The organism is Serinicoccus sp. JS2-9, assembly GCF_059025165.1.
The window spans coordinates 1813582-1838544 of record NZ_CM180091.1 but is presented as its reverse complement, the minus strand read 5'-3'; the positions used below and the strand labels follow the sequence as shown (position 1 = coordinate 1838544).

23 protein-coding genes are annotated in these 24963 nt (G+C 71.7%); 14 read left to right on the top strand and 9 right to left on the bottom strand.

The window, feature by feature from the left end; translation table 11 throughout:
• Window positions 1-58: 58 nt before the first annotated feature.
• The 4 genes from AC5PYY_RS09070 to AC5PYY_RS09055 all read right to left on the bottom strand — a co-directional run bounded on the left by AC5PYY_RS09070 (window position 59) and on the right by AC5PYY_RS09055 (window position 2067).
• Window positions 59-265 (bottom strand): hypothetical protein, encoded by a 207-nt coding sequence (locus AC5PYY_RS09070; RefSeq protein WP_493896495.1) that lies wholly within the window; start codon window positions 263-265, stop codon window positions 59-61.
• A gap of 87 nt (window positions 266-352) precedes the next feature.
• Complete coding sequence (ndk, locus tag AC5PYY_RS09065) at window positions 353-787, bottom strand: nucleoside-diphosphate kinase (RefSeq protein ID WP_493896494.1); 435 nt, start codon at window positions 785-787, stop codon at window positions 353-355.
• A 34-nt stretch (window positions 788-821) separates the two neighbouring features.
• Complete coding sequence (locus AC5PYY_RS09060; protein WP_493896493.1) at window positions 822-1652, bottom strand: undecaprenyl-diphosphate phosphatase; 831 nt, start codon at window positions 1650-1652, stop codon at window positions 822-824.
• Between the two features lies 1 nt (window position 1653).
• Window positions 1654-2067, bottom strand: coding sequence for a DUF4233 domain-containing protein (locus tag AC5PYY_RS09055; protein ID WP_493896492.1), 414 nt, complete (start codon window positions 2065-2067; stop codon window positions 1654-1656).
• Window positions 2068-2176: 109 nt separating this feature from the next.
• Between AC5PYY_RS09055 and AC5PYY_RS09050 the strand changes: the two genes are divergently transcribed.
• From AC5PYY_RS09050 to AC5PYY_RS09030, 5 genes are all read left to right on the top strand, one after another.
• Entirely contained in the window at window positions 2177-2809 is a 633-nt protein-coding gene (locus tag AC5PYY_RS09050) for a thioredoxin-like domain-containing protein (RefSeq protein WP_493896491.1), read from the top strand.
• Window positions 2806-3681, top strand: coding sequence for a DUF305 domain-containing protein (locus AC5PYY_RS09045; RefSeq protein WP_493896490.1), 876 nt, complete (start codon window positions 2806-2808; stop codon window positions 3679-3681). Before AC5PYY_RS09050 ends, AC5PYY_RS09045 begins: the two co-directional genes overlap by 4 nt.
• 176 nt (window positions 3682-3857) lie before the next feature.
• Entirely contained in the window at window positions 3858-4121 is a 264-nt protein-coding gene (locus AC5PYY_RS09040) for a hypothetical protein (protein WP_493896489.1), read from the top strand.
• Window position 4122: 1 nt separating this feature from the next.
• Window positions 4123-5382 (top strand): cupin domain-containing protein, encoded by a 1260-nt coding sequence (locus AC5PYY_RS09035; RefSeq protein ID WP_493896488.1) that lies wholly within the window; start codon window positions 4123-4125, stop codon window positions 5380-5382.
• 2 nt (window positions 5383-5384) lie between these two features.
• Complete coding sequence (locus tag AC5PYY_RS09030) at window positions 5385-6371, top strand: ferredoxin family protein (protein ID WP_493899351.1); 987 nt, start codon at window positions 5385-5387, stop codon at window positions 6369-6371.
• A gap of 64 nt (window positions 6372-6435) precedes the next feature.
• Here AC5PYY_RS09030 and AC5PYY_RS09025 read toward each other — a convergent pair whose 3' ends face one another.
• Together AC5PYY_RS09025 and ileS are read right to left on the bottom strand one after the other, a co-directional pair.
• On the bottom strand, window positions 6436-7935 hold the full coding sequence (locus AC5PYY_RS09025; RefSeq protein WP_493896487.1) for a bifunctional folylpolyglutamate synthase/dihydrofolate synthase: 1500 nt from the start codon (window positions 7933-7935) through the stop codon (window positions 6436-6438).
• The gene (gene ileS / locus AC5PYY_RS09020) at window positions 7932-11309 is read right to left on the bottom strand and encodes an isoleucine--tRNA ligase (protein WP_493896486.1); all 3378 of its coding nucleotides are present in this window, start codon (window positions 11307-11309) and stop codon (window positions 7932-7934) included. Before ileS ends, AC5PYY_RS09025 begins: the two co-directional genes overlap by 4 nt.
• Window positions 11310-11804: 495 nt before the next feature.
• Here ileS and AC5PYY_RS09015 point away from each other — a divergent pair, with 495 nt between their 5' ends.
• Window positions 11805-12743: a DUF559 domain-containing protein gene (locus AC5PYY_RS09015; RefSeq protein ID WP_493896485.1), complete on the top strand. Its 939-nt coding sequence runs from the start codon at window positions 11805-11807 to the stop codon at window positions 12741-12743.
• 236 nt (window positions 12744-12979) lie between these two features.
• Here the strand turns inward: AC5PYY_RS09015 and AC5PYY_RS09010 are convergent, their stop codons facing one another.
• A complete protein-coding gene (locus AC5PYY_RS09010) occupies window positions 12980-14671 on the bottom strand; it encodes an alanine/glycine:cation symporter family protein (protein WP_493896484.1) in 1692 nt (563 codons plus the stop codon).
• Between the two features lie 169 nt (window positions 14672-14840).
• Here AC5PYY_RS09010 and valS point away from each other — a divergent pair, with 169 nt between their 5' ends.
• From valS to AC5PYY_RS08970, 8 genes are read left to right on the top strand one after another with little or no spacing between them, the layout of a single operon-like run.
• A complete protein-coding gene (gene valS, locus AC5PYY_RS09005; protein ID WP_493896483.1) occupies window positions 14841-17528 on the top strand; it encodes a valine--tRNA ligase in 2688 nt (895 codons plus the stop codon).
• A gap of 10 nt (window positions 17529-17538) precedes the next feature.
• The gene (locus tag AC5PYY_RS09000) at window positions 17539-18306 is read left to right on the top strand and encodes a DUF4129 domain-containing protein (protein ID WP_493896482.1); all 768 of its coding nucleotides are present in this window, start codon (window positions 17539-17541) and stop codon (window positions 18304-18306) included.
• Window positions 18303-18839 (top strand): hypothetical protein, encoded by a 537-nt coding sequence (locus AC5PYY_RS08995; RefSeq protein WP_493896481.1) that lies wholly within the window; start codon window positions 18303-18305, stop codon window positions 18837-18839. Before AC5PYY_RS09000 ends, AC5PYY_RS08995 begins: the two co-directional genes overlap by 4 nt.
• Complete coding sequence (locus tag AC5PYY_RS08990) at window positions 18836-19873, top strand: AAA family ATPase (RefSeq protein WP_493896480.1); 1038 nt, start codon at window positions 18836-18838, stop codon at window positions 19871-19873. Before AC5PYY_RS08995 ends, AC5PYY_RS08990 begins: the two co-directional genes overlap by 4 nt.
• 9 nt (window positions 19874-19882) lie before the next feature.
• Entirely contained in the window at window positions 19883-21247 is a 1365-nt protein-coding gene (locus tag AC5PYY_RS08985) for a DUF58 domain-containing protein (protein ID WP_493896479.1), read from the top strand.
• 1 nt (window position 21248) lies between these two features.
• Window positions 21249-21803 (top strand): hypothetical protein, encoded by a 555-nt coding sequence (locus AC5PYY_RS08980; protein ID WP_493896478.1) that lies wholly within the window; start codon window positions 21249-21251, stop codon window positions 21801-21803.
• A complete protein-coding gene (locus tag AC5PYY_RS08975; protein WP_493896477.1) occupies window positions 21800-22198 on the top strand; it encodes a YidH family protein in 399 nt (132 codons plus the stop codon). The genes AC5PYY_RS08980 and AC5PYY_RS08975 overlap by 4 nt, the downstream gene beginning before the upstream one ends.
• Window positions 22195-22554: a DUF202 domain-containing protein gene (locus AC5PYY_RS08970; RefSeq protein ID WP_493896476.1), complete on the top strand. Its 360-nt coding sequence runs from the start codon at window positions 22195-22197 to the stop codon at window positions 22552-22554. The genes AC5PYY_RS08975 and AC5PYY_RS08970 overlap by 4 nt, the downstream gene beginning before the upstream one ends.
• 147 nt (window positions 22555-22701) lie before the next feature.
• On the opposite strand, the gene clpX is transcribed toward AC5PYY_RS08970, so the two are convergent.
• On the bottom strand, window positions 22702-23985 hold the full coding sequence (gene clpX / locus AC5PYY_RS08965; RefSeq protein WP_493896475.1) for an ATP-dependent Clp protease ATP-binding subunit ClpX: 1284 nt from the start codon (window positions 23983-23985) through the stop codon (window positions 22702-22704).
• A 287-nt stretch (window positions 23986-24272) separates the two neighbouring features.
• Window positions 24273-24947 carry an ATP-dependent Clp protease proteolytic subunit gene (locus AC5PYY_RS08960; RefSeq protein ID WP_493896474.1) on the bottom strand — a complete coding sequence of 225 codons (675 nt, stop codon included), beginning with the start codon at window positions 24945-24947 and terminating at the stop codon, window positions 24273-24275.
• Between the last annotated feature and the right edge of the window lie 16 nt (window positions 24948-24963).

Genomic DNA, 24963 nt, shown 5'->3' with positions numbered 1-24963 from the left:
AGGGGTCAGGTACCACTCAGAGCACCCCCTGCGCCGACAGATACATCAGATCGTGACCTCACCCGGGCGGGAGAGGCGAGGGGTCGGTGCCTGCGCGAGGGTGGCCGCGCCGCAGGACGAGGCCCGCGGCACCGTCACGCTCGGCGTGGCCGAGCTGCAGCAGCAGCTGGACCGCGGGCGGCTCACGTCCCGACGGCTGGTGCGGGAGTACCTGCGGCCGGATCGAGCGGGCCGACGCCGACCGGCCGCGGCTGCGCGCAGTCATCGAGGTGGACCTGCCTGGGTCGCGCGTGGAGCGAGCCGACCCTCATCCGGCTGGCCGTGCGCCGTCCGGCGGGTCCGACCGGGCGGCTCAGGTGTGCTCGGGGAACCAGATGCCGATCTCTCGCTCGGCGGACTCGGGGCTGTCGGAGCCGTGCACGATGTTGTGCTGGACCTTGAGGCCCCAGTCGCGGCCGTGGTCGCCGCGGATGGTGCCCGGGGCGGCGGCGGTCGGGTCGGTCGCCCCGGCGAGCGCCCGGAAGCCCGGGATGCAGCCGTGCCCCTCGATGATGGCCGCGGTCACCGGGCCGGAGGACATGAACTCCAGCAGCGGCTCGTAGAACGGCTTGCCCTCGTGCTCGGCGTAGTGCTCGGCGAGCTGCTCGCGGGTCGGGGTCACGACGGCGAGCGCGGCCAGGGTGTAGCCCTTGGCCTCGATCCGGCGGAGCACCTCCCCGGACAGGCCCCGGCGGTAGCCGTCGGGCTTGACGAGGACGAGCGAGCGGTCGGTCTGCGTGTCGGTCACGGCTCCAGGGTATGCGGTGTCGCCGGGGCGGCCGTCAGGGCTGCAGCACGCCGGTGCCCAGGAGGGCGAAGAGCGCGAGGGCGAGCACGATCCGGTAGATCATGAACGGCGTGAAGGTGTGCGTGGTGATATAGCGCATGAACCAGGCGATCACGGCATACCCGACGAGGAAGGCGAGCGCGGTGGCGACCCAGATGGGCCCCCACGCGGCGCCGGAGCCGATGGCGTCGCCGGTGACCACCTTGGACACCTGCAGGCCGCCGGAGGCGAGGACGGCCGGGATCGCGAGCAGGAAGGAGTAGCGCGCCGCCGCCTCCCGGGTGTAGCCCATGAACAGGCCGCCGGCGATGGTGCCGCCGCTGCGGGAGACGCCGGGGACGAGCGCGAGCGCCTGCCAGAAGCCGAAGGCGAGCCCGTGCTTCCAGGTGAGCTGCGAGAGCTCGCGCCGTTGGGTGCCCACCCGCTCGGCGGCGAGGACGACGAAGGCGAAGACGAGCAGCATCGTCGCGGTCAGCCACAGGCTGCGCAGGTCGGTCTCGATCCAGTCCTGCAGCAGCAGGCCGAGGATGCCGATGGGGAAGGTGCCGAGGATGACCCACCAGCCGAGAACGGCGTCCGGGTCGGTGCGCGGGATCCGCCCGGCGAGCGCGGCGAACCAGGCACGGACGATGCGCACGATGTCGTGGCGGAAGTAGATGAGCACCGCGGCCTCGGTGCCCAGCTGGGTGATGGCGGTGAACGCGGCGCCCGGGTCAGACTGCCCCAGCAGCCGACCGACGATGGAGACGTGGGCGCTGGAGGAGATGGGGAGGAACTCGGTCAGACCCTGGACGATCCCCAGAACGATCGCGGTGAGGAAGTCCACGTCAGCTGCCGTCCTGCTCGTCGTCCACGTCGGAGTGGGTATCCGCCTGCTCACCCTCGACCGCGGCGCGCTCGGCGGTGAGCCGGTCCAGCTTCAGGCCCTGGGAGAGGCAGAGCCACCACAGGCCGCCGAAGATCCCGGCGACGAGCAGCATCGCCGGCAGCACCAGACCCGTGGCGAGCGTGAGCAGCTGGGCGAGCCAGCCCAGCACGATCCCTGCGCGTCCGCGCAGCGCGCCGGCGGCGACGACGCACAGCACGGCGATGGCGACACCGCCCCAGAGGTATGTCGTGGCCCGCGGGTCGTCGTTCGTCTGCCCCAGGCGCCACGCGACGAGCGCGCCGAAGAAGACCGACATCGCCTGGGCCACCAGGGTCGTGGCACACAGACGTCGGGTGAGGGTGCCAGGGATCACCCGCTCATCCTCCCAGACCGACCCTGGGAGGCTTCTCAGCAACCCGCCAGCGACACGGCATACCCTGAGCGTGTCCCGACGACGACCGTCCCGCACCAGGAGCACCCCGATGCCGAGACCTGACCGCAGCCCTGCGGCCACCGACCGCGCCGCGAAGGCGGCCAAGATCCAGAAGGCGGGGGCTGCCGCCGAGCGGCGGCGCGGCGTCCTCATCTGGGGGACGGCAGCGGTGGTCATCGCCGCGGTCGTGGGCGCGGTGGTCCTGGCGATCGTGCGGGACTCGCCAACGACGGTCGACCTGTCCGGGGTCGAGGACTTCGACTACACCGGGGGCGAGCATTCCACGGAGCCGATCGACTACGCGGAGAACCCGCCCGTCGGCGGTCCCCATCACCCGGCCTGGTGGGACTGCGGCGTCTACAACGAGGAAGTGCCCAACGAGCACGCGGTGCACTCGCTGGAGCATGGGACCGTGTGGCTGACCTACCAGCCTGACCTCCCGGCCGACCAGGTCGCGGTCCTGGAGGAGCTGGGCCAGGACGAATACATGCTGGTCAGCCCGGACGCGGACCAGGAGTCGCCGGTGGTCGCGACCTCGTGGTCGCACCAGATGATGCTGGACACGGCCGACGAGCGGACGTTGACGGCGTTCATCCGGGAGTACCGCCAGGGTGAGGACACCCCGGAGCCTGGCGCGCTGTGCAGCAACGGCGTGACCCAGGACCAGGTGCAGCGGCCATGACCGGGACGCCCGGGGACTCCCCCGAGAATGACGCGCGGGAGGCGCCGGTGAATCAGGACGAGGGATCGGTGGCAGACCGGGGGACCTCTCCGGCGCGGGAACGCTGGCGGTCCTTCGGCGCCCCCGCCCTCGCCGTGGTGACGGTCGCCGCGCTGTGCCTGGGGGTGCTCCTGGGGTGGCTCTCCTTCGGTAGGCCCTCGCCCCCGGACGACGGGGTGGACGCCGGGTTCGCCCGCGACATGAGCGAGCACCACGCCCAGGCGGTCGAGATGTCGATGCTGGTCATGCAGCGCACCGAGGACGAGGCGACCCGGCGGCTGGCGGTGGACATCGGCAACAACCAGGCCTTCGAGCGCGGGATGATGGCCACCTGGCTGGACGACTGGGGACTGCCGCGGGCCCGGGCCGGGGAGCCCATGGAGTGGATGCCGATGGCCGACATGGGCATGGACGCCATGGCACGGGGCGACGGGGCCACGGAGGACTCGATGGCCGGTCACGACATGGCCGGGAGCACCGCGGGCGAGGGTGGCGACATGGAGGGTGAGTCGGACATGGGGGGCCAGATGGACCTGCCGGCCGGAGTCTCGATGCCTGGTATGGCGACGCCCACGGAGATCCAGGCCCTCACGGACGCCTCCGGCCAGGAGGCCGAGGTGCTCTTCCTGCAGCTCATGACGACCCACCACCTGGCAGGCGTGGACATGGCCGAGGCGGCGCTGGCTGACGCCACGCAGCCCGAGGTCGTCGCGGCGGCCCAGCGGATGGTCAACGCGCAGACCGGGGAGATCCAGCTCATGCGCGACATGCTCGTCGAGCGCGATGCCGAGGCCCGCGAGGACCTCGACGCCTGGCTCGCCGCGCAGGACTAGCTCCTCCAGGTTGCGGTCGCAGGCATCGCACACGATGCTCGGAACCAGGGTCGCGGGCTTCGCGGCTCGGAGGCACCAACCAAGACAGGTGGACGGGATGAGCACTCAGGACAACGACCCTTTCCAGGACGTACCGGAGGCTGAGGAGGGCACGGCCGGCACCGACGGTGGAGCCGATGGCCACGCCGGCCCTGGCGGCGACGGCGGAGCCGACGGAGGAGCCGATGGCCACGCCGGCCCCGGCGGCGACGGCGGAGCCGACGGAGGAGCAGACGGCCACGCCGGCCCTGGCGGCGACGGCGGAGCCGACGGAGGAGCAGACGGCCACGCCGGCCCCGGTGGCGACGGCGGAGCCGACGGAGGAGCAGACGGCCACGCCGGCCCCGGTGGCGACGGCGGAGCCGACGGTTCCGCTCAGTGATAGAAGCCGACACGTCTGAGGTGAGGGCCGGGAGACCGGCCCTCACCCGGCTGGTGGGGGCCTCGGCGACAGGGGACTTCGGGGCGGAGCACTGGGGGCGCACGGCATACCTGGCCGGGGTCGAGGACCGCGGCGGCGACGTCTTCGACGACCTCTTCTCCCTCGATGCCGTCGACGAACTCGTCTCGGATCGCGGCCTCCGGACACCGTTCCTGCGCGTCGCCAAGGACGGCTCGACGCTGCCGGAATCGGCGTTCACCGCGAGCGGTGGCACTGGCGCCGCGATGCCGGACCAGGTGGACGACAGCAGGTTGCTGCGCCTCTTCGACGACGGCGCGACCCTGGTGCTTCAGGGGTTGCACCGCACCTGGGGGCCGATCCGGGACTTCGCCGCCGACCTCGCGGCCGACCTCGGCAGCCCGGTGCAGGTCAACGCCTACATCACTCCGGCGGCCAACCAGGGGTTCGACGACCACTACGACGTGCACGACGTCTTCGTGCTGCAGGTGCACGGCACCAAACGCTGGTCGCTGCGCGAGCCCGTGCTGGACCAGCCGCTGCGCACTCAACCCTGGACCGACCGGACCGAGCAGGTGCGGGCGCGCGCGGACGAGGAGCCGTTCCTCGAGACCACCCTCCGGCCCGGCGACTGCCTCTATCTGCCCCGCGGCTGGATCCACTCGGCCCGGGCGCAGGGCGAGATCAGCGCCCACCTCACCATCGGCGTGCACGCCTGGACGCGGCATCACCTGGCTACGCAACTGCTCGACCTGGCATCCCGGGGCCTGGGTGACGCGGACCAGGTCCGGCAGAGCCTGCCCCTCGGCACGCAGATCGACGACCCCGGGGCGATCGCGGATGATGTCGAGGTGGTGCGGGAGGCCCTCGTGCGCGCCGTGCAGGAGATGCCGGCCGCTGCGGTCGCGCAGGCGCTGCACCGCACCCGGCTCACCGCCGAGCGGCCAGCGCCGGTGCGCCCGTTGCGCCAGCTCGCCGCAGCCGACGCGCTGGCTCCCGACACCGAGCTGGTGCTGCGGCGCCACCTGGTGCCGACACTCTCCGAGGCCGACGGACGCGTCACCCTGCGGTCCCGGGTCGCGGGGCTGAGCCTGCCGAGGGCATACCGACCAGCGCTGGAGCTCCTGCTCGACGGAGCGCCGGTCACGGCGCGGGCGCTCGGCCACGCTGCCGGGCTGGACGACGCCGAGACGCTCGACCTCGCCCGCGGGCTGGTGCGGCGTGGGATCGCGACCGTGTCGGCACTAGACGCCTCCCGGTGACGATGCGGACCCGCTGCTCCGACGCAGCGCGCGGGCGCGGGGACGTCATGACGGGCACCGCGCCCCCGCAGCCGCGGTTGGTCCTGGTCGAGACCGGAGGCGGGTGGGGCCCGAACGCGCATACCTCACTGCCGGCCGATGTCCGCGACCACCTGGTGCAACGCGCCACCGCAGCGTCGGCGCGCGTGCTCCTGATCCGGCGACCGGGTGAGCTGACGCGTCGACGCGGCCCGTGGAGGTGGTATGCCGTCGACCCGGGTGCGGCGGTCGGCGCCAGGGTGGTGCGCGGCACCTGGGCCTCGGGCGCGGAGCTCCTCGGCGTCGTCGACGCGGTCGAGCAGCAGGCCTCGGGAGAGCCGACAGCCGCACCCGCTCCGCTCGACGAGCCGTTGCTGCTGGTGTGCACCCATGGCCGCAAGGACGTCTGCTGCGCGGTGCGCGGTCGACCCGTCGCGGCCGCCCTGGCTCGGCACTGGCCGGAGCAGACGTGGGAGTGCTCGCACACCGGGGGCGACCGCTTCGCGGCCAACGTCATCGTCCTGCCGGACGGCGCCTGCTACGGAGGAGTGGACGCCGACGGGGCGGCGGACGTCGTGCGGCGACATCGCGACGGCGCACCGGCGGTCGAGCACCTGCGCGGCAGCATCGGCGCGGACCGGATCGAGCAGGCGGGGGTGAGTGCGGCCATGGAGCGCTGGTCGGTGCCATGGGGAGGGGCGCGGGCCAGTGGACCGCCGGTGGCGGTGCCCGTCGGGGGTGACTGGCGGGCGGCGGCTCAGGCTGGGCAGCGCGACGACCGTGGTGAGGACACGAGCGAGGACTCGGTCGTGGCCCGTTGGGAGCTGGACGTGGACGTGCAGGGGTATGGCGGGTGGCGCGCCGTGATCGTCGAGCGAGTCACCGCGGCCGAACAGCTCACCTGTCGCGCGCCCGGCCTCGGGACCGTCCGGGTGCCTGAGGTCGTGACCTGGCGTCCACTGCGCGCCTGAGGTCACGGCATACTCCTGGGGCGGACGACCCCGGGCTGCCGGAGTGGGCAGAGGAGGCTGCCGGTCAGGTGGTGGTGACGCCCAGGAGCATCCGGACCTCGGCGGCGGTGGTGATCGAGCCGGTCGCCAGCACCGCGCCGCCGACCCCGCCCTCGTCGGCCAGGCCGGCCGCCGTGTCCAGGGCGTCGGGCAGGTCCGGGACGACGGTGACGCGGTCCTCGCCGACGTACTCCGCCACCAGCTCGCCCAGGCGCTGCGGCCGGATCGCCCGCGGCGAGGTCGTGCGGCTCACCACGACGTGGTCGAGCACCGGCTCCAGGGCCTGGATCATCTGCTCGGCATCCTTGTCCTCGAGCACCGCGAGCAGCCCGACGAGCCGGGTGAACGTGAAGGACTCCCGCAAGGCCTCGACCAGCGCCGCCGCGCCCGCCGGATTGTGCGCCGCGTCGACGAGGACGGTCGGCGAGCGCCGGACGATCTCCAGCCGCCCGGGCGAGCTGACGTCGGCCAGCCCACCGCGCACCACCTCGTCGGTGAGGGGCTGCTCCCCACCGCCGACGAAGGCCTCGACCGCGGCGATCCCGATCGCCGCGTTGTGCGCCTGGTGCTCGCCGAACAGCGGCAGGAAGAGGTCGGTGTAGTCCCGCGCCAGACCCCGCACCGACAGCTGCTGCCCACCGACCCCGACCTCGCGCTCCAGCACGCCGAAGCTCACGCCCTCGGCCTTGAGCTGCGCCCCGACCGCGTCGGCCCGGTCGCTGAGGACCTGCACGACCTCCGGCTCCTGGACGCCGACGACCGCGATCGCGTCGTCCTTGATGATCCCGGCCTTCTCGGTCGCGATCTCCTCCAACGTGCCGCCGAGCAGCCGGGTGTGGTCCAGCGCCACCGGCGTCACGACCGCGACGTCGCCGTCGGCCACCGACGTGGCGTCCCACACCCCGCCGAGGCCGACCTCGACCACGGCGACGTCGACCGGGGTGTCGGCGAAGGCGGCATACGCCACGCATACCAGCACCTCGAAGTAGGTCATCCGCACCCGGTCCGCCTCGTCGGCGGCGGCCAGGCTCTCGGCATCGACCATCTCGACGAAGGGCAGCACGTCGTCGTAGGCAGCGAGGAAGGCCTCGACCGACACCGGCTCGCCGTCGGTGCTGATCCGCTCCCGCATGTCGTGCAGGTGCGGGCTGGTGAAGCGACCGGTGCGCAGGCCCATCTCGCGCAGCAGCCGCTCGACGATGCGCGCGGTCGAGGTCTTGCCGTTGGTCCCGGTGAGGTGGACCATCCGGAAGCCACGCTGCGGGTCTCCCATGAGCTCCATCACCCGCGCCACCCGGTGCAGGGTCGGCTCCGGCATGTGCTCCGGGGTGCGCGCGAGGATCGCCTCGCTCACCTCGGCATAGCGCGCGAGCACCTCCGGAGGCGTCGCGTCGGTGGCCGCAGATCCCCGCCCAGCCACCGACGTCACGTCGGCGGGGGGCAGGGCGCTGCCCGGGTCGAGCGGGAGCTCGGTGCTGCCGTCGTCGCCGACGAAGAATCCGTCGCCGGACGTCGTGTCGCTCATCGTGCCTCCGTCGCGAGCGTGCTGATCATGAGCTCGACGGTACGTCCGCCGTCGAGCGTCGCGCTCGACCGGTGCGCACCGTTCTGGTCCGGGAGCGCCTGCCCGGCGCCTGCCGCACCGAACTGCACCGCGAGCGTCTCGCTCATGACGAGCTGCTGGTGGCTCATCGCGGCCTCCCACACGTCGTCGTCACCCACCACGGTGAGGCTGATCCGGTCGCTGATGTCGAGCCCGGCGTCCTTGCGGGCGCCCTGCACGGCGCGCACCAGGTCGCGGGCGAGCCCTTCCTTGGCCAGCTCCGGCGTCACCTCGGTGTCCAGCACGACGAAGCCGCCGCCCCGCCCGCAGAGCGTCGCCGTGACCGTCGACGAGGCGTCGTCGGCGGACCCGCCCACGACCGTCTCCAGGGTGAACTCGCCCTCCTCCAGGGCGATGCCGCCGCTGGTGACCGTGCCGTCCTCGGCCACCGCCCAGTCGCCCGACTTGGAACCCTTGATGGCGGCCTGCACCTGCTTGCCTAGGCGGGGGCCCGCTGCGCGGGCGTTGACGGTGAGCCGCTGCTCGACCTGGAGGTCCGAGAGCGCGTCCGGGTTGTTGGCGTCCAGCACCGTGAACTGGCGGACGTTGACCTCCTCCATGATGGCGTCGGTCACCATCCTGCCGCGTGCACGGTTGTCAGGCACCAGGGTCTGCCAGTCCGGAAGCACCACCGTGAGCCGGGGCAGCGGCAGCCGGACCCGCAGCCCTTGCGCCTTGCGCAGGCCCAGGGCGGTCGAGCAGACCTCCCGCACGGTGTCCATGGCGGCGACCAGCTCCGGATCCTCCGGCAGGTCGCCGACCTCCGGCCAGTCGGTGAGGTGCACCGACTCGCCACCGGTGAGCCCACGCCATACCTCCTCGGTGAGCAGCGGGAGCAGCGGCGCGGCGACGCGGCAGGTGCTCTCGAGCACGGTGTAGAGGGTGTCGAACGCAGCCTCGTCCTCGGCCCAGAACCTCTCCCGCGAGCGCCGGATGTACCAGTTGGTCAGCACGTCGACGAAGTCGCGGATCACCTCGGCGGCGACCGCGATCTCGTTGCCGTCGTAGGCCGCCTGCGCCGCCTCGACGAACTCCCGCGTCTTGGCGAGCACATAGCGGTCGAGCTGGTGCTCGGACGCGGTCGACCAGCGCGCCTCGTAGCCTGCGGCGTTGGCGTAGAGGCCGAAGAAGTACCACGCGTTCCACAGCGGGATCATCGTCTGGCGCACGCCGTCGCGGATCCCCTGCTCGGTGACGATGAGGTTGCCGCCGCGCAGGATCGGGCTGCTCATGAGGAACCAGCGCATCGCGTCGGCGCCGTCGCGGTCGAAGACGTCGCGCACATCGGGGTAGTTCTTGAGCGACTTGCTCATCTTCTGCCCGTCGCTGCCCAGCACGATCCCGTGGGAGAGGCAGGTCGAGAAGGCCGGCCGGTCGAAGAGCGCGGTCGCGAGGATGTGCAGCGTGTAGAACCAGCCGCGGGTCTGGCCGATGTATTCGACGATGAAGTCCGCCGGGAAGTGGTGCTCGAACCAGTCGGCGTTCTCGAACGGGTAGTGCACCTGGGCGTAGCTCATCGACCCGGAGTCGAACCACACGTCGAGCACGTCCTCGACCCGGCGCATGGTGCTCTTCCCGCTCGGGTCGTCGGGGTTGGGCCGGGTCAGCTCGTCCACGAACGGCCGGTGCAGGTCGACGTTTCCCTCCCGGTCGCGCGGGAGCTCGCCGAAGTCGGCCTCGATCTGCTCCAGGGAGCCGTAGACGTCGATCCGCGGGTAGGCCGGGTCGTCGCTGCGCCACACCGGGATCGGGCTGCCCCAGAAGCGGTTGCGCGAGATCGACCAGTCGCGGGCGTTCTCCAGCCACTTGCCGAACTGCCCGTGCTTGATGTGCTCCGGCACCCAGGTGATCTGCTCGTTGGTGCGCAGCATGTCGTCCTTGAAGGCCGTCACCTCGACGAACCACGACGACACCGCCTTGTAGATGAGCGGTTGCTTGCAGCGCCAGCAGTGCGGGTAGGAGTGCGCGTAGCTCTCCCGGCGCAGCAGCACGGTGCCCTCGGTGACGCTGCCCTGCTCCCGCGCCTCGGATCCGGTAGGCCCGTCGCCGAGCTGGTGGCGCGTCGCCGCCTGCAGGTGGTCCTGGATCGGGGCGTTGGCGTCGAAGACGAGCATCCCGGCGTATTCGTCCACGGGGTGCAGGAAGGCACCGTCGGCGCCGACCGGCATCACCGGCTCGATGCCCTCGCGGTCGGTGACCACCTTGTCGTCCTCACCGAAGGCGCCCGCGGTGTGCACCAGGCCGGTGCCGTCGGTCGTGGTGACGAACTCGGCGACGACGAGGCGGTGCGCCCGCTCCCAGCCCTGGTAGTAGCTGAACGGCGGCACGTAGGAGCGCCCGGCCAGCTCGGCGCCGGTGTAGGTCGCCAGGACCTCCGGGTCCTCCCCCAGCTCGTTCGCGTAGGCCGCGAGCCGCTCCTTCGCGATGAGGTAGCGCTGCGGCGCCTCATTCTCACCGGCGCCCGGCAGCGGGGCCCTCACCACGACATACTCGATGTCCTCGCCGACCATGATCGCGAGGTTCGCCGGGAGGGTCCACGGGGTGGTCGTCCAGACGAGCGCGAGCGCGCCGGTGAGCAGATCGTCGTCCGGCACCCCGTCGTTGCTGCTCGGCAGCAGGCGGGCGCCGACGGTCACCGCCGGGTCCTGGCGCACCTGGTAGACCTCGTCGTCCATCCGCAGCTCGTGGTTGGACAGCGGCGTCTGGTCGTTCCAGCAGTAGGGCAGCACGCGGAAGCCCTCGTAAACCAGCCCCTTGTCGTAGAGGCTCTTGAAGGCCCAGAGCACCGACTCCATGTAGTCGACGTTGAGCGTCTTGTAGTCGTGCTCGAAGTCGACCCAGCGCGCCTGCCGGGTGACGTAGTCCTGCCACTCGTCGGTGTACTTCAGCACCGACTCGCGGCACTTGGCGTTGAACGCCTCGATCCCGAGACCGAGGATATCGTCCTTGGTCTTGATGCCGAGCTGGTCCATCGCCTCGAGCTCGGCGGGCAGCCCGTGGGTGTCCCAGCCGAAGCGCCGCTCGACCCGGCGCCCGCGCATCGTCTGGTAGCGCGGCACGACGTCCTTGACGTAGCCGGTGAGCAGGTGGCCGTAGTGCGGGAGTCCGTTGGCGAAGGGCGGGCCGTCGTAGAAGACGTACTCGTTGGCGCCGTCCTCGCCGGCGTCGCGCTGCTCGACGCTCTTGGCGAAGGTGCCGTGCTCGCGCCAGTAGGCCAGCACGGCCTGCTCGATCTCCGGGAAGCGCGGAGAGGAGGTCAGCGCGTCGGCTCCGGCGCTGGTCTGGGGGTAGGCCATGGGGTGGGCGGCTCCTGATCGGCGTCATCAACTCGTGTCCAACGACGAGGACGACACTGCCCGGGTATGCAGCCCGGCCGGCACCGCGGTACCACCTCGTTTACGCGTCGCTCCCGGTCGGTGCGTGCTGACCGGGGCGCGGCGCGCCGCTCCGTGTGAGCTGTGACGGGCCTACCCGTGCGGGTCTAGTGAGCACATCCGCTGGCGTGCGGTGGCCGTTCTGCCGCAGGCTCACCGCTGATGACGGCTCGAGCGCCTGTGCCCCCATGCTACCCGCCGCCGCGGGCGACGACACGCCGACCCGAACCGGCTCAGCTACGCACGTGCGTAGCTGAGCCGGTGGGGACGAGCGTGGCGACGGGACGAGTGTGGCGGCGGGGCGGGCGTGGCGGCGGGGTGGGCGTGGCGGCGGGGTGGGCGGGCCGGTGGGACGAAGACAGGACCCTGTGGATAAGTTCTGTCGGACCCACCGCTCCTGGGGCACCGTGAGCAGTCATGAGCTCACCAGACTCGGATCTCGATCTCTCGCGACCCTTCCTGCGCCAGGCTGGACTGGCCGCGGGTCTGAGCAAGCACGCCCTGGACGGGCCGAGGTTCCGGCGGTTGTTCGGGAGCGTACGGATCCTCGCGACGGTCGACCTGGACGCCCGCCTGATGGCACAGGCAGCCCTGCTGGTCGCACCTGGCGGCGTGATCAGCCACACCACCGCCGCGCAGATCTACGGCGCGGCGGTGCCGGAGTCACCCCTGGTCCATCTGAGCGCCCGAAGCCCGGAGGATCGGCGGCGGCGGCAGGGCCTGCAGTGGCACGTCAACACCGCGATGCAGACGAAGACCCACCGCGGCATCCGCGTCACCACGCCGGTGCAGACCTTTCTCGACCTCGCCGAGCATCTGGATCTGGTCGACCTGGTGGTGCTGGGCGACTCCCTGGTGCACCGACGCCGCGTTCGCCCTGACGAGCTCGTGGCTGCGGCGCAGCGGTCCGGCACCCGGCTTGCCCGGCGGGCGGCCTCCCTCGTGCGGAAGGGTGCGGAGTCCCCGATGGAGACGAGACTGCGCCTGCTGCTGGTGCTATCCGGCTTTCCCGAGCCTCGTGTCCAGCTGAGTCTGGTGGATGACGACGGGCTCACCCGGTACCGGTTGGACCTGAGCTATCCCGACTTGCGCGTGGCCATCGAGTACGACGGCAGGCACCACGCCGAGGACCCCAGGCAGTGGGGGCACGACATCGATCGCCGCGAATGGCTGGACGGTCGGGGATGGCGGGTCGTCATCGTGCGCAGCCCCGACATCCACGCCACCCCGTGGGCGACGGTCCGGCGCATCGCGGGCGTCCTGGCCGAGCGGGGCTACGACAAGCCGCTGCCCGCGTGGGCGCCGGCCAGCGTCGCGGAGCACTTCCCCGAGCAGCCCTGGCGCCGATCCTCGTGAACCGCACCGCGCCACGAGGAGCCCGTGCCGACGGCGCGCCGACCCGAAACGGCTCAGCTACGCACGTGCGTAGCTGAGCCGGTGGGGACGGGCGTGGCGGCGGGACCGGGGGCGGCTGCGGGCAGGGGCTGGGCCGTGCGTAGCTGAACCGTCCGACTCGCGCGGGTCGCCGGGACGACCGAGGGCCGGGAGCAGCACGTGGCTGCTCCCGGCCCTCGAGCCGTTGCGGTATGCCGTCAGCGGCGGTCGCGCGGCACGGTGGCGCCACCCGCGCCGAAGCCGTCGTCGTCCGGGTCGGCGAGGGCGTTCTTGCCGGAGGCGTCACGGACCTGGTTGCCCTCGGCGAGGTCCGCCACCGCGATCTCCTTGTCCGCGTCCAGCTTGCCGAGCTCGGCGAGCTTGCCGCTCTGGCGGTCGGCGAGGTACTCGTTCATCTCGCGCTTGATGACCGGCAGCAGCATGTAGACGCCGAGCAGGTTGACGAAGGCGCAGACGAACAGGAAGTTGTCCGCGAAGGTCAGCACCTGACCGAAGGTCAGGATGCAGCCCGCGACGGTGAAGGTCAGGAAGACGACACGGTAGATCAGCGTCGAGGTCCTGGTGTCGCCGAAGAGGTAGTTCCAGGCGCGCTGGCCGTAGTAGGACCAGGTGATGAGCGTCGACACTGCGAACAGCGCGACGGCGATCGCCAGGACGTAGGGGAACCAGCTGATGTGCTCCTCGAAGGACGCCGACGTGATCGCGACCCCGGACGGCGCGTAGCCCTCCTCGTAGGTGTCAGAGCCATCGAAGGTCTTGAGGCGCTCGTCGGCGTAGAACTGCGTGTCTGCGAAGATGATGGTCAGCGCGGTCATGGTGCAGATCAGCACGGTGTCGATGAAGGGCTCGAACATTGCGACGAAGCCTTCGGAGACCGGCCGCCGCGTCTTGACGGTCGAGTGCGCGATCGGGGCGGACCCGAGACCGGCTTCGTTGGAGAAGGCCGACCGGGTCAGGCCGACGACCAACGCTCCGACGAAGCCACCGGTGACCCCCTCGGCGGTAAAGGCACCACCCAGGATCTCGCCGATAGCGGCCGGGATGTTCGCAATATTGAACAGGATCACGACCAGGCAGGCCAGGACGTAGATACCACCCATGAGCGGCACCAGGGTCGAGGTCACGCGGCCGATCGACTTCATCCCGCCGATGATGACGGCGCCGATGACGGCTGCGAGCACCAGACCGAAGATGAGCGCCGCGGACGTGGAGGCCATGAAGCTGTCCTCACCACCCGTGACCTCGAGCGCCTGGGAGTACGTCTGGTTGGCCTGGAACATGTTGCCGCCACCGACGCCGAACAGCAGGATCGCCACGGCGAACAGCCCGGTGAGGCCGACCGACAGGAACTTGGGGAACTTGCTGAAGGCCACGGGGAGGTACTTGAACGGACCGCCGGAGACCGTTCCGTCAGCACGGATCTCGCGGTACTTCACGCCCAGCGTGCACTCGGCGAACTTCGTCGCCATGCCGAAGAGTCCGGCGAGCACCATCCAGAAGGTCGCGCCCGGACCGCCGAGGGTTACGGCCGCGCCGACACCGGCGATGTTGCCGAGGCCCACGGTCCCGGACACCGCGGAGGTCAGGGCCTGGTAGTGCGGGATCTCGCCGGGGTCGTCGGCCGAGGAGTACTTCCCGCGGACGGTCTCCCAGGCGACCTTCATGCCGCGGAACTGGATGAAGCCGAAGTAGATCGAGATGATGACCGCTGCCGCCAGCAGCCACATGATCACGAACGGCATCGGGATGCCTGGGATGGTGAAGAAGATGATCACGCCGGACCAATAGGTGATGGCCTCGAAGGCCGAGTCGACTCCGGACTCGAGGTTCTGGACCCACTGGGGATCCTCGACCGCCTCGGCCATGGACAGGGGAATAGATCGCAACATGCGTCACACGGTGTGCTACAAGACCGGACTGGTCAACGACATACCCCGATCGTGACCAAAACGTGACACGACTGGGGAACACCTGCCGCCACGTCATCGTTGAGGACGCCGGCCCCGCGCCGACAAACCACGGTGAAGGCATACTCCGCAGTCTGTGAGAATACCGGGCATGACCTCACGCGACCTCGCTCCCCCGCGCCCGGCCCAGCTGCCGGAGCGCCCGTCCGTCGACGGACTCGAGGAGAAGTGGGTCGCGGTATGGAAGGACACCGACGTCTACGCCTTCGACCGGGAGGCGGCGCTGGCCGGTCCGCGCGAGCAGATCTTCGCGGTCGACACCCCGCCGCCGACGGCGTCGGGGACCCTGCACCTGGGCCACGTCTTCGGCTACACCCAGGCCGACTGCCTCGCGCGCTACCACCGGATGACCGGCAAGCACGTCTTCTATCCCATCGGCTGGGACGACAACGGCCTGCCGACCGAGAAGCGGGTGCAGAACTACTACGGCGTCCGCGGTGATGCGACGCTGCCCTACGACCCGGACTTCACCCCGCCCCAGCGCGGCGGTGAGGGCAAGGCGCTCAAGGCCGCCGACCAGGTGCCGGTCGGGCGGGCCACCTTCATCGAGCTCTGCGAGGAGCTGACCCTGCTCGACGAGCAGGCCTTCGAGGAGGTCTTCCGCCGCCTCGGGCTCGCCATAGACTGGAACACGCAGTACCGCACCATCGAGGACCGCTCCCGCGCCGTCGCCCAGCAGGCCTTCCTGCGCAACCTCGCGCGCGGTGAGGCATACCAGTCCGAGGCCCCGGGCCTGTGGGACATCACCTTCCAGACCGCGGTCGCCCAGGCCGAGCTCGAGGCGCGCGACTATCCGGGCGCTTATCACCGCGTCGCCTACCACCGCCCCGACGGCACCCCGGTGCACATCGAGACGACCCGCCCGGAGCTGATCTGCTCGGTGGTCGCGCTCATCGCGCACCCGGACGACGAGCGGTATGCCGAGCTCTTCGGCACCACGGTCACCTCGCCGCTGTTCGGGGTCGAGGTGCCGGTGCTCGCCCACCCCCTCGCCGAGATGGACAAGGGCGCCGGCATCGCGATGTGCTGCACCTTCGGCGACATGACCGACGTGCAGTGGTGGCGTGAGCTGTCGCTGCCCACCCGGTCGGTCATCACCCGCTCCGGTCGGCTGCAGGCCGACACCCCGGAGTGGATCGCCGGCGGCCCCGGCGAGTCGCTCTATGCCGAGCAGCTCGCCGGCAAGACCGTCCACTCCGCCCGTGAGGCCGTGGTGCAGGCGCTGCGCGAGAGCGGCGACCTGGACGGCGAGCCGACGACGACGCAGCGCAAGGCCAACTTCTACGAGCGGGGCGAGAAGCCCCTGGAGATCGTCACCAGCCGTCAGTGGTTCATCCGCAACGGCGGCCGTGACGAGCAGCTGCGCGCCGACCTCATCGCCCGCGGCGAGGAGGTGGACTTCCACCCCGCCTTCATGCGCAGCCGCTACACGAACTGGGTCGAGGGCCTCAACGGCGACTGGCTCATCAGCCGCCAGCGCTTCTTCGGCGTCCCCTTCCCGGTCTGGTATGCCGTGGACGCCCACGGTGAGGTCGACCACGACACCGTGCTGGTGCCGGACGAGTCGCGCCTGCCGGTCGACCCGGTGAGCGACGCGCCCGACGGCTTCACCGAGGACCAGCGGGACCAGCCGGGCGGCTTCACCGCCGACACCGACGTCATGGACACCTGGGCCACCAGCTCGCTGTCGCCGCAGATCGCCGGCGGCTGGCCGACGCAGGGTGGCGACGGCGAGGGTTCGGACGCCGAGCTCTTCGAGGCGATCTTCCCCTTCGACATGCGCCCGCAGGGCCACGACATCATCCGGACCTGGCTCTTCGCGACGATGGTCCGCGCCCACCACGAGCACGGCTCCGTGCCCTGGACCGATGCCTACCTCAACGGCTGGATCCTCGACCCGGACCGCAAGAAGATGAGCAAGTCCAAGGGCAACGCCACCACCCCGCTGGGGATGCTAGAGCAGCACGGCACCGACGCGGTCCGCTACTGGGCCGCGGCCGCACGGCCGGGCGTCGACACCGTCGACGACCCGGGCCAGGTCAAGGTCGGGCGCCGGCTGGCCATCAAGCTGCTCAACGCGAGCACGTTCGTGCTCGGCTTCGGCGAGCTGCCCGAGGGCAGCGACGAGCCCGCGCTGGTCACCGAGCCGCTGGACCGCGCGATGCTGGCCTCGCTGACCGAGGTCGTCTCCCGGGCGACGACGGCCTACGAGGGCTGGGACTACTCCACCGCGCTCGACGTCACGGAGTCCTTCTTCTGGACCTTCTGCGACGACTACCTCGAGCTGGTCAAGGAGCGGGCCTACGGCGGGGAGTTCAGCGCCGACGGGCCCACCACCGACCCGACCGCCGAGACGGTCTCGGCCCGGGCCGCGCTGCGGCTGGCGCTCTCGGTGCAGCTGCGGTTGCTCGCCCCGGTGCTGTCCTTCGCGGCCGAGGAGGTCTGGTCGTGGTGGCACGAGGAGGGCAGCTCGGTGCATACCCAGCCCTGGCCGGTGACGGCCGAGCTGTCGGCCGCGGCCGAGGGGGGCGACCCGGGCCTGCTCGGCACCGTGGGCCAGGCCCTGGCCGGCTTGCGCCGCGCCAAGTCGGAGGCCAAGGTCAAGATGCGCACCCCGATCAGCGAGGCCACCGTCACCGCGCCGGAGCAGGAGCTGGAGCGGGTGCGCGCGGCGCTGCCCGACCTGCGCGCCGCGGGCAAGGTCACCGGTGAGCTGACCTTCTCCGTTGGCGACGCGCTGGAGGTCCAGGACGTCGCCCTGGCGGAGGCACCCGCCTAGGCTGACCCTCATGCGCAGGGGTCTGACACCGACGGTGGTCGTCGCGCTCTGCGCTGCCATCGGGGCTCTGGCCCTGCTGCTCTGGGGCTCCAGCAGCGGCAGCACGCTCGTCGGGCCGCCGCAGGGCACCTGGGGCGCTCCCCCGGTCTCGATGGACCCCATCGAGATCACCCGCGACGCCGAGGCGCCGCCGAGCGCGGGCGCCGAGCCCGAAGGGCGAGCCGAGCCGGCGGTCGACTGGCTGCTCATCGGCTTCCTCTTCATCGTCGTCACGGTCATCCTCATGGTGATCAAGCTGCTGCTGGGCCGGAAGCGGCGCGAGCCGCTCGCGCTCACCCCGGAGGACGACGAGGAGCTCGTCGCCCTGCTCGAGGCCAGCGGTGACGACGTGCGCTACCGCGCGCTCTCGGAGTCGGACCCGCGCAACGCGGTCGTGGCGTGCTGGGTCGCGCTGGAGGAGGCGGCCCGCCGCTCGGGCCTGCGCGACGACCCGTCCGAGACCGCCGCCGAGCTCACCACCCGGGTGCTGGGCCGCTGGCAGGTCGATCCCGACGCCATCGGGTCGCTGTCCGCGGCCTACCGCGAGGCGCGCTTCTCCCGCCACCCGGTCACCGAGGAGCAGCGGGACCAGGCGATCGCCGCGCTGGAGCGGATCCACGAGGACCTGCGCCAACGCGTGCTCGACGAGCAGATCCGGGCCGCCGAGGCCGAGCGCGCCGCCGAGGCGCAGCGGCTCGCGGACGACGCACGCACCGCGGGCGGGGAGGGCGGCCGGTGACCCCCGGCAGCGGTCCGCTCGCCCGGCTCCCGCGCGACCTGCGGCGCAGCCTGGTGCCCGCGACCATCATCACGCTGGGCCTGGGGGCCGGGCTGTGGTTCATCGGCTCGTTGCCCTACGGCCTCCTCCCTGCCGTGCTCGTGGTGCTCCTCGGTGGCACGGTCGCCACGCTGACCCTGTATGCCGTCGCCCGCCTCGGCGAGGACGTCGACCAGGCCTACTGGGTCTCGACGCCCCGGCAGGAAGCCGTTCCCCCGGACGTCATGGACTACCGGCTGGTGCGGCTGCGCCGCGACCTGCGCGACGCCCTGGAGCGGGACGACCGCGGCGACGACATCTACCCCGTCATCCGCGAGCTGGCCGCCGAGCGGCTGCGCGCCCTGCACGACATCGACCTGGAGACCCATCCCGAGGACGCCCAGCGCGTCATGGACCCCCAGCTGTGGCGCTACCTCGCCGCCCCACCCACCGACGCGCGCAAGCGCAGCAAGAGCGCACTGCATACCGCCATCGAAGGAGTCGAGAAGCTGTGAGCCAGACCAGCACCAACACCAGCACCGTGGCCCTCACGACCGAGGACGTCTCCCGCCGGGCCGCGGAGGTGCTCGACCGGGTCGAGCAGGCCGTCGTCGGCAAGCGCGATGCCCTGACGCTGGTGCTCACGGCGGTGCTGGCGCGCGGGCACGTGCTGCTGGAGGACTACCCCGGGCTGGGCAAGACGCTCGCCGCACGCTCCTTCGCCCAGACGCTGGGGCTGGACTTCACCCGGGCGCAGTTCACCCCCGACCTGCTCCCCTCCGACCTCACCGGGTCCTTCGTCTTCGACCAGAAGCAGACGGAGTTCGCCTTCCGCCCCGGACCGCTGTTCACCGGGTTGCTGCTCGCCGACGAGATCAACCGCACCCCGCCCAAGACCCAGTCGGCGCTGCTGGAGGCGATGCAGGAGCACCAGGTCACCGTCGAGGGCCAGACCTTCGCCCTGCCGCAGCCCTTCCACGTGCTCGCGACCGCCAACCCGGTGGAGTACGAAGGCACCTACCCGCTCCCCGAGGCCCAGCTCGACCGCTTCCTCATGCGGGTCTCCTTCGGCTATCCCTCCCCCGAGGAGGAGTGGGACGTCCTGCGTCGGCGGGTCGCCCGGCAGACCGAGGACCAGCAGCTGCCGCCCGTCACCGACGCCGAGGGCCTGGCCGCGATGCAGGCCGCGATCGAGACGGTCCCGGTCGAGGACGACATCTCCCGCTACTGCGTCGAGCTCGCGGCGGCGACCCGTCGGCACAAGGCGGTCCTCGTCGGCTCCTCCCCGCGCGGCTCGCTCGCGCTCATGCTCACCGCCCGGGCGTATGCCGTGGTGCACGGCCGCGACTACATCACCCCCGAGGACGTCAAGGCGGTCGCCCACGCCGTGCTCGACCACCGCATCTCGATCAAGCCCGAGCTGTGGATGTCGGACACGGGCGGGTCATCCGTCGTCACCGCCGCCCTGGGCCAGGTGCCCGTCCCCGGCTCCCGCACCGGGGCCTCGACCACGGACGAGGACGCGCAGCGGCCCTCGGCCTCGGCCTGACCGGCGCCCATGGCGGCGATCGAGAAGCTCGACGCGTGGCGGCCCACGCACGCCCTGGCCCGCTGCATGGCCCTGATCCTCTTCGTGGCGCCCGTCGCCCTGCTCTTCCGGCGACCCGACCTGCTCGTGCTGGCCGCCCCGCTGGCGATCGTCCTGGGATGGAGCCTGGTCACCCGTCCTCAGGAGCTGCCGGACCCGCGCTTCGCGCTCTCCCACGCCCAGATCCGCGAGGGCGAGCAGGCGTTGGCCGTGGCCGACATCGAGCCGGTCGACGGAGCGGAGGTGCTGGCCGCCGCACTCTCCCCCGCCCCCTTCGTCAAGGCGGTCCTGCGGGAGCGGGCCAAGCAGGTGCTCGACGCCGACGACCAGGTGACCCAACGGACCGCCTCGGTGGTCGACGTCGAGGGCCCGCTCATCGACGGCCGCCGCCGGCTGCTCGTCGGCATCCGCGCGACCCGGTGGGGCACCCGCCGGATCGGCCCGATGCAGGTCGGGGCGGCCAGCGCGTGGGGGGCCTACCGCTGGGGACCGCTGTCGCTGGACGCCCAGGGGCTGCGGGTGCTGCCCCAGCCGGCGGCCTTCGACTCCTCCGCGCCCGCCCCGCACCCACGAGGGCTGGTCGGCATGCACCGGTCGTCGCGGCCGGGCGAGGGCAGCGAGTTCGCGTCGCTGCGGCCCTTCCAGGTCGGTGACCGGCTGCGGCGCATCCACTGGCCCCGCTCCAGCCGCACCGGCGAGCTGCACGTCACCTCGAGCTATGCCGACCAGGACACCCACGTCGCCGTCCTCGTCGACGCGCACTACGACCTCGGCCGCTCCGGCGGCGTGAAGGGCGGGGCCAGCTCGCTGGACCGGAGCGTCCGGGCGGCCGCCGCGGTGAGCGAGCACTTCCTGCAGCAAGGAGACCGGGTGAGCCTGCGGGTGCTCTCGGCCCGCACCCCGCTCACCGTCCCGATCGGCACCGGCACGCGGCACGGGGTGCGCATCCTCGACACCCTCAGCCGGGTCGTGCCCGCCGTCGACGACGAGACGGACCCGCGGCGCGTCCACCTCGGGGTCCGCGACGGGACCCTCGTGGTGATGATCTCCGCCCTCGTCTCCCCCGACGCGCTCACCCAGGCGGCGATGCTCGCCGCCCGCGGACTCTCCGTCGTCGTGGTCGACGCGCTCGTCGAGGTCGGGGACGACGTCATACCCCGCGCCGACCGGGATGCGCTCGCGCGCACCGCCTGGCGGATCAGGCTGCTCGAGCGCGACCGGGAGATCCGGGCGATCCAGGCCCAGGGCGTCGCCGTGGTGCCCTGGCTGGGGCCGGGGAGCCTCGACGTCGTGCTCCGCGAGCTGGCCCACCGCGGCCGCCGGGTGGGGGTCTGAGATGGGCGAGCTCACCGAGCACTGGCTCAACCTCCGCTCCGCCAGCCCGAGCCACCAACGGGTCCGGCTCGTCGCCCTGGCGGGCGCGGTGCTCTTCGCGCTCTCGCTCGTCGCCGCCGACGCCGCGGGCCCGGTCGCCTGGGTGGGCACGGTGGTGCTCGGGGCCCTGGTGGTCTATCAGCCCAACGGTGCGATGCCGGCCGTCTTCATCCTCTGGTCGGTCGCCGCCTGGTGGGCCGGGGTCGACGCGACGTGGCACTGGGCGCTGCTCCCGGCGGCCTGGAGCCTGCTGCTCGTCCACGCCAGCGCCGCGCTCGCCGCGTCGGTGCCGCCGCAGGCGACTCTCCCGCGCGCCGTCGTCCTCCGGTATGCCGTCCGCACCGCCGTCGTCGCCGCCCTCACCCTGCTCGTGTGGGGGCTGGCCGGGGTGCTCGCCGGGGCGCCGTCGCTCGACGGACCGCTGCCGGCGATCGCGGCGCTGGCGCTGCTGGCTGCGGGCCTGGTGGGATATGTCGTGCTGCGGCAGCGGTGGCGGGCCGACGGAGGTGTGTCATGACAGAGCAGCAGGACGGCGAGGAGCCGGGCGGCGACCAGCGCTTCCCGCGCTTCGTCTACGCCCTCGGCACCGACCCCGATCCACGCTTTAGCCTGGCCAACGAGCGGACCTTCCTGGCCTGGATCCGCACGTCGCTGGCCTTCCTCGCGGCCGGGGTGGCGCTCGAGGCGCTCGACGTGCCGATCGACCCCGGCTACCGGCTGGCGGCGGCCACGGTCTTCATCGTGCTGGGCGTGCTCGCGGCCCTGCAGTCGTGGGTGGGCTGGCTGCGCGTCGAGCGCGCGATCCGGGCCGGGCGCACGCTGCCCTCGCTCGCGATCGGACCGTTCATCGCCATCGGCGTCGTGTTCGCGACCCTGCTGGTGGCGGTCGGCTTCCTGGTCCGGCTCGGATGAGCACGCCCACGCAGGCCCAGCACTACGACCCCGGCCTGCAGCCGGAGCGCACGCTGCTGGCCTGGCGCCGGACCTGCCTCGCGCTGGCTGTCGTCGCGGCGGCCCTGGCCCGCTTCTCCGGCGACACGCTGGGCTTCACCGGGGCGGTGCTGCTCGGCGCCGGAGGGGTGTTCGGGGCCGGGTGGGCCTACGTGCGGGCGACGCGGCGCTACCGGCACGTGCACGACCGGTTGGTGCGGGAGGACACGCTGGCCGGAGACGGCCTCGCCTTCGCGGTGGCGACCCTCAGCCTGCTGCTCGTGGGGATCGGGGCGGCGAGCTACGTGCTCGGCGTGGGGATCGCCCGGCTGGGCTGAGACAGACGTCGACCCGGGCAGACCTGGGCCGGGGCGGAAGGCGTGGGCGGCTCTCCCGGACGACGCGGACCGCGCGGAGCAGCCGACCTCCTGGCCGGCGTCACGGCATACCTCCACCGGGGTCTGGACCCCTGCGGGGGGCGAGACTCAGGCGCTCTCCTTGCGCTGCTGGCGCTTGCGCGGCGCGACGTCCCGGCGCACGATCGTCGGGTTGACGTTCTCCGCCACGACCTCGCGGGTGATGACGACCTTGGCGATCTCCTCATCGGAAGGCACGTCGAACATCACCGGAAGGAGGACCTCCTCGAGGATCGCCCGGAGCCCGCGCGCGCCGGTGCCGCGCAGCAGCGCCTGGTCGGCGATGGCCTCCAGGGCCTCGTGCTCGAACTCCAGCTCCACGCCGTCGATCTCGAACATCTTCTGGTACTGCTTCACGAGCGCGTTGCGCGGCTCGGTGAGGATATTGACCAGCGCGTCGCGGTCGAGCGGGGCGACGGTGGTGATGACCGGCAGCCGCCCGATGAACTCCGGGATGAGCCCGAACTTCATGAGGTCCTCCGGCAGCACGTCGCCGAAGTGCTCCCCGGCGTCCTTGGCGGCCTTGAGCTCGGCGCCGAAGCCAAGACCCTGCTTGCCGGTGCGGGACTCGATGATCTTCTCCATGCCGGCGAAGGCGCCGCCGACGATGAAGAGGACGTTGCCGGTGTCGATCTGGATGAACTCCTGGTGCGGGTGCTTGCGGCCCCCCTGCGGCGGCACGCTCGCCACCGTGCCCTCCAGGATCTTCAGCAGCGCCTGCTGCACGCCCTCCCCCGAGACGTCGCGGGTGATCGAGGGGTTCTCGCTCTTGCGGGCGATCTTGTCGATCTCGTCGATGTAGATGATCCCGGTCTCGGCCTTCTTGACGTCGAAGTCGGCGGCCTGGATCAGCTTGAGCAGGATATTCTCGACGTCCTCACCGACGTAGCCGGCCTCGGTCAGCGCCGTCGCGTCGGCGATGGCGAACGGGACGTTGAGCATCTTGGCCAGGGTCTGGGCGAGATAGGTCTTGCCGCAGCCCGTCGGGCCGATGAGCAGGATGTTGGACTTGGCGATGTCGACCGACTCGTCGCCGCCGCTCCCCTTGGCGCCGTCCCCCGCCTGGATCCGCTTGTAGTGGTTGTAGACCGCCACTGCGAGGGCCCGCTTGGCCGGGTCCTGGCCGACGACGTAGGACTGCAGGAACTCGAAGATCTCCCGTGGCTTGGGCAGCTGCCCCAGCCCGAGATCGGTCGACTCGGCCAGCTCCTCCTCGATGATCTCGTTGCACAGGTCGATGCACTCGTCGCAGATGTAGACGCCGGGCCCGGCGATCAGCTTCTTGACCTGCTTCTGGCTCTTCCCGCAGAAAGAGCACTTCAGCAGCTCGCTGCTCTCACCCATGCGTGCCACTCGGCCGTCCTTCCTGCGTCTGGGAATCGGTCGGGGCGAGGCGCGCTCGCCCTGTCCCCTAGACGCTACCTTGCCCGACCCCCTCTCGGCACGGTTTTACCCACGGGGCCCGCGTGTTGGCCGCGTGATCCGCTGACAGCGCAACGGGGGACACGGCATACCTGAGCAGGAAGGGCGGGCTTCGCCGGGAGTGAGGAAAGCCCCCTGGTATGCCGGACGGCCGGCTCCCCGGGTGGGGAGCCGGCCGCCGGTGTGGTCGCGCCGGGTGCGCGGTGCTGCGTCGTGCCTCAGTCGTCGAGCGAGGCCTTGCGGGAGGCGAGGACCTCGTCGACGAGGCCGTAGTCCTTGGCCTCGGCGGCGGTGAGGATTTTGTCGCGCTCGATGTCCGTGCGCACCTCGTCGACCGTCTTGCCCGAGTGCAGGGCCCAGGTCTCCTCGAGCCAGGTGCGCATCCGGAGCACCTCGTTGGCCTGGATCTCGATGTCCGAGGCCTGGCCGTAGTCGCCGCCCATCAGCGCCGGCTGGTGGATGAGCACCCGGGCGTTCGGGAGCGCGAAGCGCTTGCCCTTGGCGCCCGCAGCGAGCAGCACGGCCGCGGCAGAGGCGGCCTGGCCGATGACGAAGGTCTGCACATCGGGCTTGATGTACTGCATCGTGTCGTAGATCGCGGTCAGCGCGGTGAACGAGCCACCGGGCGAGTTGATGTACATGAGGATGTCGCGATCCGGGTCCTGGCTCTCCAGCACGATGAGCTGGGCGATGATGTCGTCCGCCGAGGCGTCGTCGACCTGCACGCCGAGGAAGATGATGCGGTCCTCGAAGAGCTTGGTGTAGGGGTCCTGGCGCTTGGTGCCGTAGGAGGTGCGCTCCTCGAACTGCGGCAGGATGTAACGGCTGCTGGGGGCCGGGACGTGCAGGCGGCCCGTCGCGCCGGCGTGGGGCAGGTGGGTCATGTCAGTCATCTCTTCTCGCTCGCGG